A 13,238-nucleotide genomic window follows, 5' to 3' on the forward strand; every position below is an offset into this window, starting at 1 on the left:
CGGAGCGCGGCCCATCAGAGCCAGGAGAAGACAATGACCCACAGTGACATCGAAGCCCTCGTCGAAGGGTTCATCGTCGGCGCGGCGCGCGGCGAAGCCGACTCGCGCGTCCGGCAGGTGGTCGTGCGGCTGACCGCCGACCTGTTCAAGGCGATCGAGGATCTCGACCTGACCCCGTCCGAGGTGTGGAAAGGCATCGAATACCTGTCGGAAGCCGGCGCGACGCAGGAGCTCGGCCTGCTCGCCGCGGGCCTCGGCCTCGAGCGCTTCCTCGACATCCGCATGGACGAAGCCGAAGCGAAGGCCGGCCTGACCGGCGGCACGCCGCGCACGATCGAAGGCCCGCTGTACGTGGCCGGCGCGCCGGCGAGCATCGGCTTCGCGCGCCTCGACGACGGCTCGGACGAAGCGGACGGCGACCTGCTGTTCATGCAGGGCACCGTGTACGGCGACGACGGCGTGCCGCTCGCGGGCGCGAAGGTCGAGGTCTGGCACGCGAACCTGCGGGGCAACTACTCGTTCTTCGACAAGACGCAAAGCGCGTTCAACCTGCGCCGCACGATCGTCACCGACGCGCACGGCCGCTACCAGTTCCGCAGCATCGTGCCGGTCGGCTACGGCTGCCCGCCGGACGGCACCACGCAGCGCCTGCTCGACAAGCTCGGCCGCCACGGCCGCCGCCCCGCGCACATCCACTTCTTCGTGTCCGCGCCGGGCCACCGCAAGCTGACCACGCAGATCAACATCGACGGCGACGCGTACCTGTGGGACGACTTCGCGTTCGCGAGCCGCGAAGGCCTCGTGCCCGCGATCGAGCGCGTGAGCGCACCCGCGGCGCTCGACGGCCACGGCGTCGACCGGCCGTTCGCGTCGATCGATTTCGACTTCCGGCTGCACGGCGTGCATGCCGCGGCGCCCGCGGCCGAAGTGGCGCGCACCCGCGCCGCCGCCTGAGCCGATTCACCGGTGCGCGCCACGCCGCGCGCGCATCGCCCCATCGCTTTGCATCGCGCCGGAACCAGCACCGCAACGCTGGCGCCGGCCGACACTGGAGACACCCGATGATCCCGATCTATCCGGACCGCACGCCCGCCGTGCGCTCGCTCGACGATTTCCTCGTCGAGGACAAGACGAGCGGCGACTATCGCCTGCATCGCAGCGCGTTCACCGACGAAGCGCTGTTCGAGCTGGAGATGAAGCACATCTTCGAAGGCAACTGGATCTACCTCGCGCACGAGAGCCAGATTCCGAACGTTAACGATTACTACACGACGGTCATGGGCCGCCAGCCGGTGTTCATCGCGCGCAACCGCCAGGGCGAGCTGAACGCGTTCGTCAACGCGTGCACGCATCGCGGCGCGATGCTGTGCCGCCACAAGCGCGGCAACAAGGCGACCTACACGTGCCCGTTCCACGGCTGGACCTTCAACAACAGCGGCAAGCTGCTGAAGGTGAAGGACCCGGAAGGCGCCGGCTACCCCGAGTGCTTCAACAAGGAAGGCTCGCACGACCTGAAGAAGGTCGCGCGCTTCGAAAGCTATCGCGGCTTCCTGTTCGGCAGCCTGAACCCCGACGTGCCGCCGTTGAAGGAACACCTCGGCGAAGCGGCGCGGATCATCGACATGATCGTCGATCAGTCATCCGAAGGGCTCGAAGTGCTGCGCGGCGCGTCGACCTATACGTACGAAGGCAACTGGAAGCTGACCGCCGAGAACGGCGCAGACGGCTACCACGTGTCGGCCGTGCACTGGAACTACGCGGCGACCACGAACCACCGCAAGGAGCAGAACGCGCGCGAGGACAAGATCCGCGCGATGGACGCCGGCAGCTGGGGCCGCCAGGGCGGCGGCTTCTACGCATTCGAGCGCGGGCACATGCTGCTGTGGACGCGCTGGTCGAACCCGGAGGACCGCCCGAACTTCAGCCGCCGCGACGAATTCGCCGCGCGCTGCGGCAGCGAGAGCGCCGACTGGATGATCCAGAACTCGCGGAACCTGTGCCTGTATCCGAACGTGTACCTGATGGACCAGTTCGGCTCGCAGATCCGCGTGCTGCGCCCGCTGTCGGTGAACCGCACCGAAGTGACGATCTACTGCATCGCGCCGAAGGGCGAGGAAGCCGACGCCCGCGCGCGCCGCATCCGCCAGTACGAGGATTTCTTCAACGTGAGCGGGATGGCGACGCCCGACGATCTCGAGGAATTCCGCGCATGCCAGCAGGGCTACGCGGGCATCGCGGTTGCGTGGAACGACATGTGCCGCGGCTCGACGCACTGGATCGACGGCCCGGACGACGCCGCGCGCAAGATCGGCCTGAACCCGGTGATGAGCGGCGTGAAGACCGAAGACGAAGGGCTCTACACGGTGCAGCACCGCTACTGGGCCGAGACGATGAAAAAGGCCATCGACGCCGAACGGAGCCCCGCATGAACACGATTTCGATCGCCGACGTCCAGGCGTTCCTGTACCGCGAAAGCCGCCTGCTCGACGACGAGCAGTGGGACGACTGGCTCGCCTGCTACCACCCCGACGCGCAGTTCTGGATGCCGTCGTGGGACGACGACGACACGCTCGTCACCGATCCGCAGCGCGAGATCTCGCTGATCTTCTACCCGAACCGGCAAGGCCTCGAGGATCGCGTGTTCCGCATCAAGACCGAGCGCTCGAGCGCGACGATGCCCGATACGCGCACCTGCCACAACATCGCGAACGTCGAGCTGGAGAAGCACGAGGGCGGCGTCTGCACGGTGCGCTTCAACTGGCACACGCTGAGCTTCCGCTACAAGACCGTGTCGACCTATTTCGGCATGTCGCGCTACGTGATCGATTTCAACGGCGACGCGCCGCAGATCCTGAACAAGTATGTCGTGCTGAAGAACGACTACATCAATCAGGTCATCGACGTCTATCACATCTGATTTCGAGACGATCATGGAACACACCATCGCACTGCAATTCGAAGACGGCGTGACCCGCTTCATCTCGTGCCGCGACGGCGAGAAGCTGTCCGACGCGGCCTATCGCCAGCAGATCAACATCCCGCTCGACTGCCGCGACGGCGCCTGCGGCACCTGCCGCTGCCAGTGCGAGTCGGGCGACTACGAGCTGCCCGAATCGAGCTACATCGAGGATGCGCTCACCGCCGACGAAGCCGCCCAGGGCATGGTGCTGGCCTGCCAGACCCGCCCGCGCGGCGACTGCGTGATCCGCGTGCCGGCCTCGTCGAGCGCGTGCAAGACCGGCGCCGCGCGCCATGAAGGCACGCTCGCGGCGGTCGAGAAACTGTCGGACTCGACGCTGCACTTCGCGATCGACCTCGACACGCCCGAGCAGCTCGGCTTCCTCGCCGGGCAATACGTGAACGTCGAGATTCCCGGCACGACGTCGTCGCGCTCGTATTCGTTCAGCTCGCAGCCGGGCACGCCGCGCGTGTCGTTCATCGTGCGCAACGTGCCGGGCGGCCGGATGAGCGGCTATCTCGCGCAGGACGCCGCGCCCGGCCAGCGGATCGCGTTCTCCGGCCCGCACGGCAGCTTCTACCTGCGCGACGCGGCGCGGCCCGCGCTGTTCCTCGCGGGCGGCACCGGCATCGCGCCGTTCCTGTCGATGCTCGACGTGTGCGCGGCGCGCGCGAACGGCCAGCCGGTGCACATGGTGTACGGCGTGACGAACGACGCCGATCTCGTCGCGCTCGACCAGCTCGACGACGTCACGCGCCGCCTGCCCGGCTTCGAATACCGCACCTGCGTCGCCGATGCGGGCAGCGCGCATCCGCGCAAGGGCTACGTGACCGCGCACGTCGATCCGGCCTGGCTGAACGACGGCGACGTCGACATCTACCTGTGCGGCCCGGTGCCGATGGTCGATGCGGTGCAGGCGTGGCTGCGCGAATGCGGCGTGACGCCGGCCAACCTGTATTTCGAAAAATTCTCGTCGAGCAACGCGGCATGAACACACCCCATCCGAACCGCTTCGCGGACAAGGTCGTCGTCGTCACCGGCGCGGGACAAGGCATCGGCCGCGGCGTCGCGCTGCGCGCCGCGCGGGAAGGCGCGACGCTCGTGCTCGTCGATCGCGCGCCGACCGTGCGCGACGTCGCTGCCGACATCGAGAAGGAAGGCGGCCGCGCGATCGCGGTGCTCGCCGATCTCGAAACCGCCGACGGCGCCGCGCAGATGGCGCAGGCCGCGCTCGGCACGTTCGGCCGCATCGACGTGCTGGTCAACAACGTCGGCGGCACAATCTGGGCGAAGCCGTTCGACGCGTACGAGCCGCAGCAGATCGAGGCCGAGATCCGCCGCTCGCTGTTCCCGACGCTGTGGTGCTGCCACGCGGTGCTGCCGGGGATGATCGAGCGCAAGCGCGGCGCGATCGTCAACGTGTCGTCGATCGCGACGCGCAGCATCCACCGGATTCCATACGCGGCCGCGAAAGGCGGCGTCAACGCGCTGACCGCAAGCCTCGCGTTCGAGCAGGCGCATCACGGAATTCGCGTGAATGCGGTGGCGACCGGCGGCACCGACGCGCCGCCGCGCATCGTGCCGCGCAACGCCGAGCCGCCAAGCGTGCAGGAAACGCACTGGTATCAGGCGATCGTCGACCAGACCATCGCGTCGAGCCCGATGCACCGCTACGGGACGATCGACGAGCAGGTCGGCGCGATCCTGTTCCTCGCGTCGGACGAGGCGTCGTACATCACCGGGTCGGTGCTGCCGGTGGGGGGTGGGGATCAGGGGTGACGCCGGCTGCGCGCGGCGTCGATCAGTGCGGCGTTACTTCTGCCGGTTCCACTTCTGCTGGTCGGCCGGCGTGTTGTCGACCGAGTACTTGAGTTCGCGGATCCGGCCCATCCCCACCGCCTCGTCTTCCAGCGACGGCACGACGCGGTACACGAGCACGCCCATCGTCGCGTAGGTCCGCACGTATTTCGTCTCGCCCGCGTCGAGCTTGAACGTCACGGCCTCTTCCGTTTCGGTCGTGGTCGTCACCTTGTAGTTGCCGGGCAGCTTGTCGACGTAGAAGAAGCTGCCGAGCTGCGAGCGGCCGACGGCTTCGTCGTTCAGCTTGATCTGCGGCTGGATCGCCGCGCCGAACAACATGTTCGTGCGGTAGAAGTAGATGCGGCCGTGATCGGCCGCCAGCGGCGGGATCGACTTGGCCATCTCGCTGTATTGCGGCCCCGACGCGCAACCGCTCGCGAGCAACGTTACACCGGCGGCGAACAGCCATGCACGGCACTTTCCGATCATCGGACATCTCCCAGTTGAAGTGACACAGGCGGGTCCAGCGGAGAAAAATGCGCTACGCCGGGCAAGTAGAAGCCAACGAGCCGGTTGTCGTCGAGCACCAGATACGCTTCGTGCTCTTGCCGGCCGACGATGGCAAAGACCGTGTTAACGGCGCGGAACACCCGGCCTTGAGGCAAGGTTCCGACGAATCGCCACTGCGTACCGGCCGCGATCCGGCGATCGAAGCCGGTCGACAGGTGGATGATCGCCTCCTGCTGCACGACCCGATTCGGCAACCCGGTTGCCGGCGCAACCAGGTGCGCGTCCTCGGCCACGATCGCCGGCGCGCATCCCGCCAGCGCGGCGAACATGAGAGCGGCCCCGCACCATGCAGCCGCTCGCTGTTTCATCGATTCCATAGAGACCCTCCATCGCGATCCCCATGTTGTCGACAGAATCGGCCCGGGCTTGAGCGGCGGCAACGGCGTCGGGCGGCCGGGCCGACCGGACCGTCCTGTTACCCCTCCGTCGCGAACAGCGCGTCGCGCTGATCGGTGTTCAACGTGTCGAGCGGCACGCTCGCCTGCTGGTAGCAGATCATCGCGCCATAGAGTTCGGCAAGGCAGTTGCTGCCGGCGTCGAGCGCATAGCCGTCCTCGCCGTCCGGAGCCGGCGGATACACTTCGCGCCACGCATTGATTGCCGCTTCGATTCGCACGATGGAGACGGTCTCGGCCGTCCGCTCGGCAGGTGATGCGCTCATGAATTCCTCTTGGTTGCGCGCCCCGCGCGCCATGCCGGCCCCGACGGAGCGATTGAAACACCGGGCGGCGGCCGATCCGCGGCCCGGCAGGGTCGGGAAATATAACCGGCTTTGACCGCATGCAGGCCGGTGCCGATAAAAAAATCACGCGGGCCGGCCGCGCGATCGGGCCGAACGGCCCATGACGAATGCCGCATTTCACCGCACGACGGCCGCGCTTAACCTGATTCCCAGCCGCCCATCGCCAATCGGCGCGGCGTTCCCCGCCGTCGGCGCGTGCGTCGCGTCGCGCCACGACGGCATCACCGACATTCTTTCGAGGAGGGCGACATGCCCCAGTTCAACATCGCCGCGGAAGGTACGCTTGCGTTCGATTTCGGTCAGCATTCCCCGGTCACGATCACCAATCCCGGCCCGGACGACGTAGACGTCCACGTCGACTACAACCGCGGCACCGCGAACGCACCGCAGTGGTCGAGCGCGCTCACCGGCGCGTCCGGCATTCCGAATCCGAAGCGGCTGCGCGCCAACCAGGCCTTCGTCGTCGCACGCGCCGACCTGGAAAGCGAGCATGTGCGCATCGGCGTGCACGGCAACCGGAATGGGGTCGTCGGCCGCTACTGACGCGCCGTCATCCGCCACGCGAAAAAAAACGGGAAGCCCGCAGGCTTCCCGTTTCGTCCGGAGCGCGGCGGCGTCATGCGCCGCATCGTTCATGCCGCCGTTTCCGGCGTCGACACCGTCTGCACCTTCACGCGCTGCGAATCCCGGCTCGCGTCCACCCACGGCGCGATTTCCATGTCCTCGTAGCGCACGAAGCGGCTCTTTTTCGCGAGCCGGTAGCCGCCCCACACCATGAGGAACAGCGGAATGCCGACGTAGGTCGCGAGCACGCCGACCCAGTCGATCCGGTTCGCGAGGAACGCCTGATAATCCTGGCCGAGCGCGATCACGATACACAGCACGAACGCGAACAGCGGGCCGAACGGAAACCACTTCGATTCGTACGGCAGCTGGTCGAGCGAATAGCCCTGCGCGACGTAGCCCTTGCGGAACCGGTAATGGCTCACCGCGATGCCGAGCCATGCGATGAAGCCCGTCATGCCCGACGTGTTCAGCAGCCACATGTAGACCGTCTTGTCGCCGTAGAGCGAGGTGAGGAAGCACAGCGCGCCGACCGCCGTCGTCGCATACAGCGCGTTGCGCGGCACGCCGCCCGGCGACAGCTTCGCGAACAGCTTCGGCGCGCGGCCTTCGGTCGCGAGGTTGTACAGCATCCGCGTGGACGCATACATGCCCGAGTTGCCGGCCGACAGCACCGCGGTCAGGATCACCGCGTTCATCACGCCGGCCGCGAACGCGAGGCCCGCGTGACGGAACACCAGCGTGAACGGGCTCACGCCGATATCGGTCACGTCGCTTTTCAGCAGGTTCGGGTCGGTATAGGGAATCAGCACGCCGATCACGAAGATTGCCAGCACGTAGAACAGCAGGATCCGCCAGAACACCTGGCGCACCGCGCGCGGGATCGTCGTGCGCGGGTTTTCCGATTCGCCGGCCGCGACGCCGATCAGCTCGGTGCCCTGGAACGAGAAGCCCGCGATCATCGCGACGCCCATCATCGCCGGCAGGCCGCCCGCGAACGGCGCGTCGCCGATCGTCAGGTTGCTCCAGCCGTTGTGCGGCGCCCCCTTCAGAATGCCGAAGATCATCAGCAGGCCGACGCCGATGAACGCGACCACGGTGACGACCTTGATCAGCGCGAACCAGTATTCCGCCTCGCCAAAACCGCGCACGGTGAGCGCGTTGAGCGCGAAGATCAGCGCGAGGAACGCCGCGCTCCACCAGACGCCCGGCACATCCGGGAACCAGTAATGCATCACGAGCTGCGCGGCGACCAGTTCGACCGCGATCGTCACCGCCCAGTTGTACCAGTAGTTCCAGCCGAGCGCGAAGCCGAAGCCTTCGTCGACGTACTTCGCGCCGTAGGTCGCGAACGAGCCCGACACCGGCATGAACGCCGCCATCTCGCCGAGGCTCGTCATCAGGAAGTAGACCATCAGGCCGATCAGCATGTACGCGACCATCGCGCCGCCGGGGCCGGCCTGCGAGATCGACGCGCCGGACGCGACGAACAGGCCGGTGCCGATCGAGCCGCCGATCGCGATCATCGTCAGGTGGCGCGCTTTCAGCGCACGGTGGAGCTTGGGAGGGTTCTCGGGCGAACCGGGTCGGTCGGGATTCGGAAGTGCGGACATAAAACGGACGAACGTTGAGCGGGCCGACGGCCGGCAGGGCCGGCGCCCGTGCGAAACCGGGGCACGATGCGCTCCGCGGCCTGCAGCGATGCAGCGCCCCGGGCATGTCGCGCGCCGGGCGCCTGCGGCGAAGCGCGGATTCTACCTGATTCGTCCACCGCGCAGCCTTGGCGGAATCAAGGGGTTGGGCGCGGCCGGCTGGGTGCGGCCGGCTGGGTCAGGCGTGTCCACAGGCGCGCCTGCGTCGGACGCCCACCGGCCGGCTGGTCCGGAACCGTCAAAATACCGATTAGCCTGAAAACCGGCCCGCCAGATTGACGATAATCGGACAAAATGCAGAAACTACCGTGTCGATTCAAATCGGGGCGCGCTACTGCCGATCACGGTCATGCACTGTAATCGGGTCGGATTCGCGTCAAACCATGAACCGCGTTTGGCAATATGGTCAGTTCGTTGAAGTTCGCGAGATAATATGGAATATCTCGAAATAATCGTGCGGGATCGTCCAATGCGCGCATCTTCCGCCCCTTAATCCCATCAGGATGATCCCCTTCCCGCCGCTGCAAGCGTTGCGCCGCCCTGTTGCTGCGACAGTCGCACGGATCCTGTCGCCCAACGGCATCATCGTTTCCGGCTTCGCGCTGCTGCTGTTCAGCTGGAGTTTGTGCGTATCGGTGCTGGCCGAAGCGCGCCAGGACGCCTATCGCCACGCAATCGACAATGCCCGCAACCTGATGCTGCTCATCGAGCGCGACGTCGCGCGGAATATCGAGCTGTACGATTTGTCGCTGCAGAACGTCGTCGACGGCGTCACCGATCCGGCCTTGATGGCGCTGCCGCCGGCGCTGCGGCACCGGATGCTGTTCGACCGCGCGGCCACCGGCCGCTATCTCGGCTCGATTTTCGTGATGGACCCGCAGGGCGACATCATCATCGATTCCCGCTCGATGCCCGCGCGGCGCGGCAATTTCGCCGACCGCGACTATTTCATCGCGCAGCGCGACAAGCTCAGCCACGGGCTGTTCATCAGCAAGCCGTACGCGTCCCGGCTGCGCAACGGCGCGCTGACGATCGCGCTGAGCCGCCGGATCGACCGGCCGGACGGCTCGTTCGGCGGCATCGTCGTCGGCACATTAAGCATCGACTACTTCCGCGCGCTGCTCGACGGCATCGCGGTCGGCAAGCGCGGCACCGCGTCGATCGTCGAGGACAACGGCGCGCTCGTGTGCCGGCTGCCGTACGACCCGGCCATGGTCGGCCGCGACCTGAGCAAGGCGCCGCTGTTCGCCCAGGCGCTCGCGCAGCGCGAAGGCGTGCTGAACGGCAGCGCGTCGATCGACGGCGTGCGGCGCTATTTCGTTTACCGGCACATGAGCGGCCTGCCGCTGATCGTCAACGTCGCGCCGGCCGAGGAGGACGTGTATGCGCCGTGGCGCGACCGCGCGATCTGGATCGTGGTGCTGATGATGGCCTTCACGGTCATCATCGCGACCGGCTCGGTGCTGCTGTCGCGCGAGCTGCGGCGCCGGCAGGTGGCCGAAGCGAAGCTGGTGCGCCTCGCGCACACCGATGCGCTGACCGGCCTCGACAACCGCGGCACGTTCGACGCCGTGCTCGCGCAGGAAGCCCAGCGCGCAAGCCGCAGCGGCCGGGCGCTGTCCGTGCTGTTCGTCGACGTCGACCACTTCAAGTCCTTCAACGACTTCTACGGCCACCAGGCGGGCGACGACGTGCTGCGCCAGGTCGCGCAGTGCGCGTTGCGCGTCTTGCGCCGCCCGGGCGACCATGTCGCGCGCTACGGCGGCGAGGAATTCGTGGTCACGCTGCCCGACACCGACGCGCGCGGCGCGGCGACCGTCGCGGAGGCGCTGCGGCGCGCGATCGCCGAGCTCGACATCGAGCACGTGATGAGCCCGTACGGGCACGTCACCGTCAGCATCGGCACCGCGACCACCGGCGGCCACCGCGCGATGAGCGCCGCGACGCTGCTCAAGCTCGCGGACGAGGCGCTCTATCACGCGAAATCCGGCGGCCGCAACCGCGTGTGGGACACGGCGCTGAGCCGCACGGAAGCGTGACGGGGCGGCATTCGGCCCTTGGCGTGGACAGTCCGCGCCCGTTCCGCTAGCGTTACGTCTGATCGCAGCCGCGACGCGACGCCGGCCGGGCCGCCCGCCGGCGCGTTTCCTCGTCACCCGCTTTCCGCCATGACCGCCCTGCTCCACACCCGGCTGCCGACCCTCGTCCGTAGCGCGCTCCGCCCGCTGCTCGACCCCTACCGCCGTTACCGGCACGCGAAGCTGATCCACGCGGCGCGCGTGTCGCTCGCGATCCTGATGTCGATCGGCCTGTCGACCGGGCTGCGGATTCCGCACGGCGAGTGGTCGACGATTACCGTGCTGATCGTCGTCGGCGGCCTGCAGCATCACGGCAACATCCGCAAGAAAGCGGCCGAGCGCGCGCTCGGCACGTCGATCGGCGCGCTCGCCGGGCTGCTGCTGATCCTGCTGCACTCGGTCGTCCACGCGCCGCTCGCGATCTACGCGGTGATGGCGGTCGCGTGCGGCGTCTGCGCGTATCACGCGATCGGCAAGGCCGGCTATATCGCGCTGCTGTCGGCGATCACGATGGTGATCGTCGCCGGGCACGGCGACAACGAGATCGTCGACGGCCTGTGGCGCGCGGTGAACGTGCTGGTCGGCATCGTGATCGCGCTGTCGTTCTCGTTCGCGCTGCCGCTCTATGCAACCTATTCGTGGCGCTACAAGCTCGCCGACGCGCTGCGCGCGTGCGCCGCCGTGCACGCGCGGATCGCCGGCGACCGGCAGGTCAGCGACGAGGCGCACCTGAAGGACATGGCCGCACTGAGCGCGCTGCTCGTGCAGCTGCGCTCGCTGATGCCGTCCGTGTCGAAGGAGTGCGAGATCTCGATGGCGCAGCTCGAGGCGATCCAGCGCGGCCTGCGCCTGTGCATCGGCTATCTCGAGATCCTGTCGAGCGCGCTGCCGGCCCGCGACGACACGGCCGCGCGCGACTATATGCGCGTCGCGATGAAGGCGACCAACCGGAACATCCGCGACGTGCTGGTCGGCGCGAGCCGCGCGCTGAAGTTCGGCACGCCGAGCCGGCTCGGCGCGACCCGGCGGCGGCAGGATGCGCAGGTCGACGCGCCGCCGCCGCAGTTGTCCGGGTACGTGTCGATTTCGGCGAAGCTGGCCGCCGAGGTCGACCAGTTGCGGGAACGGCTGCTGGATACGGCGCGGGCGTGGAATATCTGAGTGCCGACCACGGCGGCCGTGCGTGGCCGAGAATGCACCTGCGTGGTGCATTCCTGCCGGTTCGCGCGGGCGCGCGGGCTGTCCGCCATCGATCCGGCCCCTGAGCCGGGCCCGGGCCGCGACGCGCTTCCGGTGCCGCCGGGCGGGTGCTCCGGCCCGCTGCGACAGGCCCGGCGGGGCCGCCGGCCCGAAATCAACCCTTGCCCCAAGTTCCCGGACAGTCGATACTCGCATATTCCGCGAAATACGATCCAACCGGACTTCAATCCTCGGTAATTCCTATGAGCACGATTCTCGAAAGCCTCCCGACCGGCCAGAAGGTCGGTATCGCCTTCTCCGGCGGCCTGGACACCAGCGCCGCGCTGCACTGGATGAAACTCAAGGGCGCCGTCCCGTACGCATACACGGCGAACCTCGGCCAGCCCGACGAAGACGATTACGACGCGATCCCGAAACGTGCGATCGAATACGGCGCGGCCGGCGCCCGCCTGATCGACTGCCGCGCGCAACTCGTGGCCGAGGGCATCGCGGCGCTGCAATCCGGCGCGTTCCACATCTCGACCGCCGGCATCACGTACTTCAACACGACGCCGATCGGCCGCGCCGTGACGGGCACGATGCTCGTCGCCGCGATGAAGGAAGACGGCGTCAACATCTGGGGCGACGGCAGCACGTACAAGGGCAACGACATCGAGCGCTTCTACCGCTACGGCCTGCTCGTGAACCCGGACCTGAAGATCTACAAGCCGTGGCTCGACCAGACGTTCATCGACGAGCTCGGCGGCCGCGCGGAAATGTCGGAGTTCATGAACCAGGCTGGCTTCGCGTACAAGATGTCGGCGGAGAAGGCGTATTCGACCGACTCGAACCTGCTCGGCGCGACGCACGAGGCGAAGGATCTGGAAAGCCTCGAAAGCGGCATCAAGATCGTGAACCCGATCATGGGCGTCGCGTTCTGGCGCGATGACGTGAAGGTCGCGGCGGAAGAAGTGACGGTTCGTTTCGAAGCAGGCCAGCCGGTCGCGCTGAACGGCGTCGAGTTCAAGGATCAGGTCGAGCTGCTGCTCGAGGCGAACCGCATCGGCGGCCGTCACGGGCTCGGGATGAGCGACCAGATCGAAAACCGGATCATCGAGGCGAAGAGCCGCGGCATCTATGAAGCCCCGGGCCTCGCGCTGCTGTACATCGCGTACGAGCGTCTCGTCACCGGCATCCACAACGAAGACACGATCGAGCAGTACCGCGAGAACGGGCGTCGTCTCGGCCGTCTGCTGTATCAAGGCCGCTGGTTCGACCCGCAAGCGATCATGCTGCGTGAAACGGCGCAGCGCTGGGTCGCGCGCGCGGTGACCGGCGAGGTGAAGATCGAGCTGCGTCGCGGCAATGACTACTCGATTCTCAGCACCAAGTCGCCGAATCTGACGTATCAGCCGGAACGCCTGTCGATGGAGAAGGTTGCGTCGACGTTCTCGCCGCGCGATCGGATCGGGCAGCTGACGATGCGCAACCTCGACATCACGGATACGCGCGACAAGCTGCGCGTTTATACGCAGGTCGGGCTGTTGACGCCGGGTGAGGCTTCGGCGCTGCCGCAGATCAAGGACGAAAGCAAGTAAGTCTTCTTTTCTTGCGGCCGGACGGGGAAAGCCGTTCGGCCGCATGTCGAACTCCTCCCCGCCCGTTTCCGGGCAAGGCACGCGGCCTGTCAAAGC

The 13,238-nt window shown here is 67.3% G+C and carries 13 protein-coding genes; 9 read left to right on the top strand and 4 right to left on the bottom strand.

The window, feature by feature from the left end; translation table 11 throughout:
* The first annotated feature begins 33 nt into the window (after positions 1-33).
* From catA to HWY45_RS02870, 5 genes are all read left to right on the top strand, one after another.
* A complete protein-coding gene (gene catA / locus HWY45_RS02850) occupies positions 34-954 on the top strand; it encodes a catechol 1,2-dioxygenase (protein WP_059884451.1) in 921 nt (306 codons plus the stop codon).
* Positions 955-1,061: 107 nt separating this feature from the next.
* Entirely contained in the window at positions 1,062-2,429 is a 1,368-nt protein-coding gene (gene benA, locus HWY45_RS02855) for a benzoate 1,2-dioxygenase large subunit (RefSeq protein WP_059884452.1), read from the top strand.
* Complete coding sequence (gene benB / locus HWY45_RS02860) at positions 2,426-2,917, top strand: benzoate 1,2-dioxygenase small subunit (protein WP_059563319.1); 492 nt, start codon at positions 2,426-2,428, stop codon at positions 2,915-2,917. Before benA ends, benB begins: the two co-directional genes overlap by 4 nt.
* Before the next feature lie 13 nt (positions 2,918-2,930).
* Positions 2,931-3,950, top strand: coding sequence for a benzoate 1,2-dioxygenase electron transfer component BenC (gene benC, locus HWY45_RS02865; protein WP_059884453.1), 1,020 nt, complete (start codon positions 2,931-2,933; stop codon positions 3,948-3,950).
* Positions 3,947-4,738, top strand: coding sequence for a 1,6-dihydroxycyclohexa-2,4-diene-1-carboxylate dehydrogenase (locus HWY45_RS02870; RefSeq protein ID WP_059807385.1), 792 nt, complete (start codon positions 3,947-3,949; stop codon positions 4,736-4,738). The genes benC and HWY45_RS02870 overlap by 4 nt, the downstream gene beginning before the upstream one ends.
* A 33-nt stretch (positions 4,739-4,771) precedes the next feature.
* On the opposite strand, the gene HWY45_RS02875 is transcribed toward HWY45_RS02870, so the two are convergent.
* From HWY45_RS02875 to HWY45_RS02885, 3 genes are all read right to left on the bottom strand, one after another.
* Positions 4,772-5,248 carry a DUF2846 domain-containing protein gene (locus tag HWY45_RS02875; RefSeq protein ID WP_059563322.1) on the bottom strand — a complete coding sequence of 159 codons (477 nt, stop codon included), beginning with the start codon at positions 5,246-5,248 and terminating at the stop codon, positions 4,772-4,774.
* Positions 5,245-5,646 (bottom strand): hypothetical protein, encoded by a 402-nt coding sequence (locus HWY45_RS02880; RefSeq protein ID WP_230946911.1) that lies wholly within the window; start codon positions 5,644-5,646, stop codon positions 5,245-5,247. The genes HWY45_RS02875 and HWY45_RS02880 overlap by 4 nt, the downstream gene beginning before the upstream one ends.
* A 98-nt stretch (positions 5,647-5,744) precedes the next feature.
* Entirely contained in the window at positions 5,745-5,990 is a 246-nt protein-coding gene (locus HWY45_RS02885) for a DUF3717 domain-containing protein (RefSeq protein ID WP_059563372.1), read from the bottom strand.
* 330 nt (positions 5,991-6,320) lie between these two features.
* Between HWY45_RS02885 and HWY45_RS02890 the strand changes: the two genes are divergently transcribed.
* Complete coding sequence (locus HWY45_RS02890) at positions 6,321-6,614, top strand: hypothetical protein (protein WP_059807381.1); 294 nt, start codon at positions 6,321-6,323, stop codon at positions 6,612-6,614.
* A gap of 89 nt (positions 6,615-6,703) precedes the next feature.
* Here the strand turns inward: HWY45_RS02890 and HWY45_RS02895 are convergent, their stop codons facing one another.
* Entirely contained in the window at positions 6,704-8,248 is a 1,545-nt protein-coding gene (locus HWY45_RS02895; protein ID WP_059884454.1) for an amino acid permease, read from the bottom strand.
* Positions 8,249-8,790: 542 nt separating this feature from the next.
* Between HWY45_RS02895 and HWY45_RS02900 the strand changes: the two genes are divergently transcribed.
* The 3 genes from HWY45_RS02900 to argG all read left to right on the top strand — a co-directional run bounded on the left by HWY45_RS02900 (position 8,791) and on the right by argG (position 13,142).
* The gene (locus tag HWY45_RS02900; RefSeq protein WP_059807378.1) at positions 8,791-10,326 is read left to right on the top strand and encodes a sensor domain-containing diguanylate cyclase; all 1,536 of its coding nucleotides are present in this window, start codon (positions 8,791-8,793) and stop codon (positions 10,324-10,326) included.
* Between the two features lie 129 nt (positions 10,327-10,455).
* A complete protein-coding gene (locus HWY45_RS02905) occupies positions 10,456-11,526 on the top strand; it encodes an FUSC family protein (RefSeq protein WP_059563326.1) in 1,071 nt (356 codons plus the stop codon).
* A gap of 281 nt (positions 11,527-11,807) precedes the next feature.
* Positions 11,808-13,142: an argininosuccinate synthase gene (gene argG, locus HWY45_RS02910; RefSeq protein WP_059884455.1), complete on the top strand. Its 1,335-nt coding sequence runs from the start codon at positions 11,808-11,810 to the stop codon at positions 13,140-13,142.
* The last annotated feature ends 96 nt before the right edge of the window (positions 13,143-13,238 follow it).

The sequence above is a fragment of the Burkholderia stagnalis genome (genome assembly GCF_902830275.1).
GTDB classification, from domain to species: Bacteria; Pseudomonadota; Gammaproteobacteria; order Burkholderiales; family Burkholderiaceae; genus Burkholderia; species Burkholderia stagnalis.

Excerpts from the sequence above, each read along its gene's own strand:
- HWY45_RS02870 (WP_059807385.1), top strand. The coding sequence starts at position 3,947 with ATGAACACACCCCATCCGAACCGCTTCGCGGACAAGGTCGTCGTCGTC.
- benA (WP_059884452.1), top strand. The coding sequence starts at position 1,062 with ATGATCCCGATCTATCCGGACCGCACGCCCGCCGTGCGCTCGCTCGAC.
- benC (WP_059884453.1), top strand. The coding sequence starts at position 2,931 with ATGGAACACACCATCGCACTGCAATTCGAAGACGGCGTGACCCGCTTC.
- HWY45_RS02900 (WP_059807378.1), top strand. The coding sequence starts at position 8,791 with ATGATCCCCTTCCCGCCGCTGCAAGCGTTGCGCCGCCCTGTTGCTGCG.
- HWY45_RS02880 (WP_230946911.1), bottom strand. The coding sequence starts at position 5,646 with ATGGAATCGATGAAACAGCGAGCGGCTGCATGGTGCGGGGCCGCTCTC.
- HWY45_RS02890 (WP_059807381.1), top strand. The coding sequence starts at position 6,321 with ATGCCCCAGTTCAACATCGCCGCGGAAGGTACGCTTGCGTTCGATTTC.
- HWY45_RS02905 (WP_059563326.1), top strand. The coding sequence starts at position 10,456 with ATGACCGCCCTGCTCCACACCCGGCTGCCGACCCTCGTCCGTAGCGCG.
- benB (WP_059563319.1), top strand. The coding sequence starts at position 2,426 with ATGAACACGATTTCGATCGCCGACGTCCAGGCGTTCCTGTACCGCGAA.
- argG (WP_059884455.1), top strand. The coding sequence starts at position 11,808 with ATGAGCACGATTCTCGAAAGCCTCCCGACCGGCCAGAAGGTCGGTATC.
- catA (WP_059884451.1), top strand. The coding sequence starts at position 34 with ATGACCCACAGTGACATCGAAGCCCTCGTCGAAGGGTTCATCGTCGGC.
- HWY45_RS02885 (WP_059563372.1), bottom strand. The coding sequence starts at position 5,990 with ATGAGCGCATCACCTGCCGAGCGGACGGCCGAGACCGTCTCCATCGTG.
- HWY45_RS02875 (WP_059563322.1), bottom strand. The coding sequence starts at position 5,248 with ATGATCGGAAAGTGCCGTGCATGGCTGTTCGCCGCCGGTGTAACGTTG.
- HWY45_RS02895 (WP_059884454.1), bottom strand. The coding sequence starts at position 8,248 with ATGTCCGCACTTCCGAATCCCGACCGACCCGGTTCGCCCGAGAACCCT.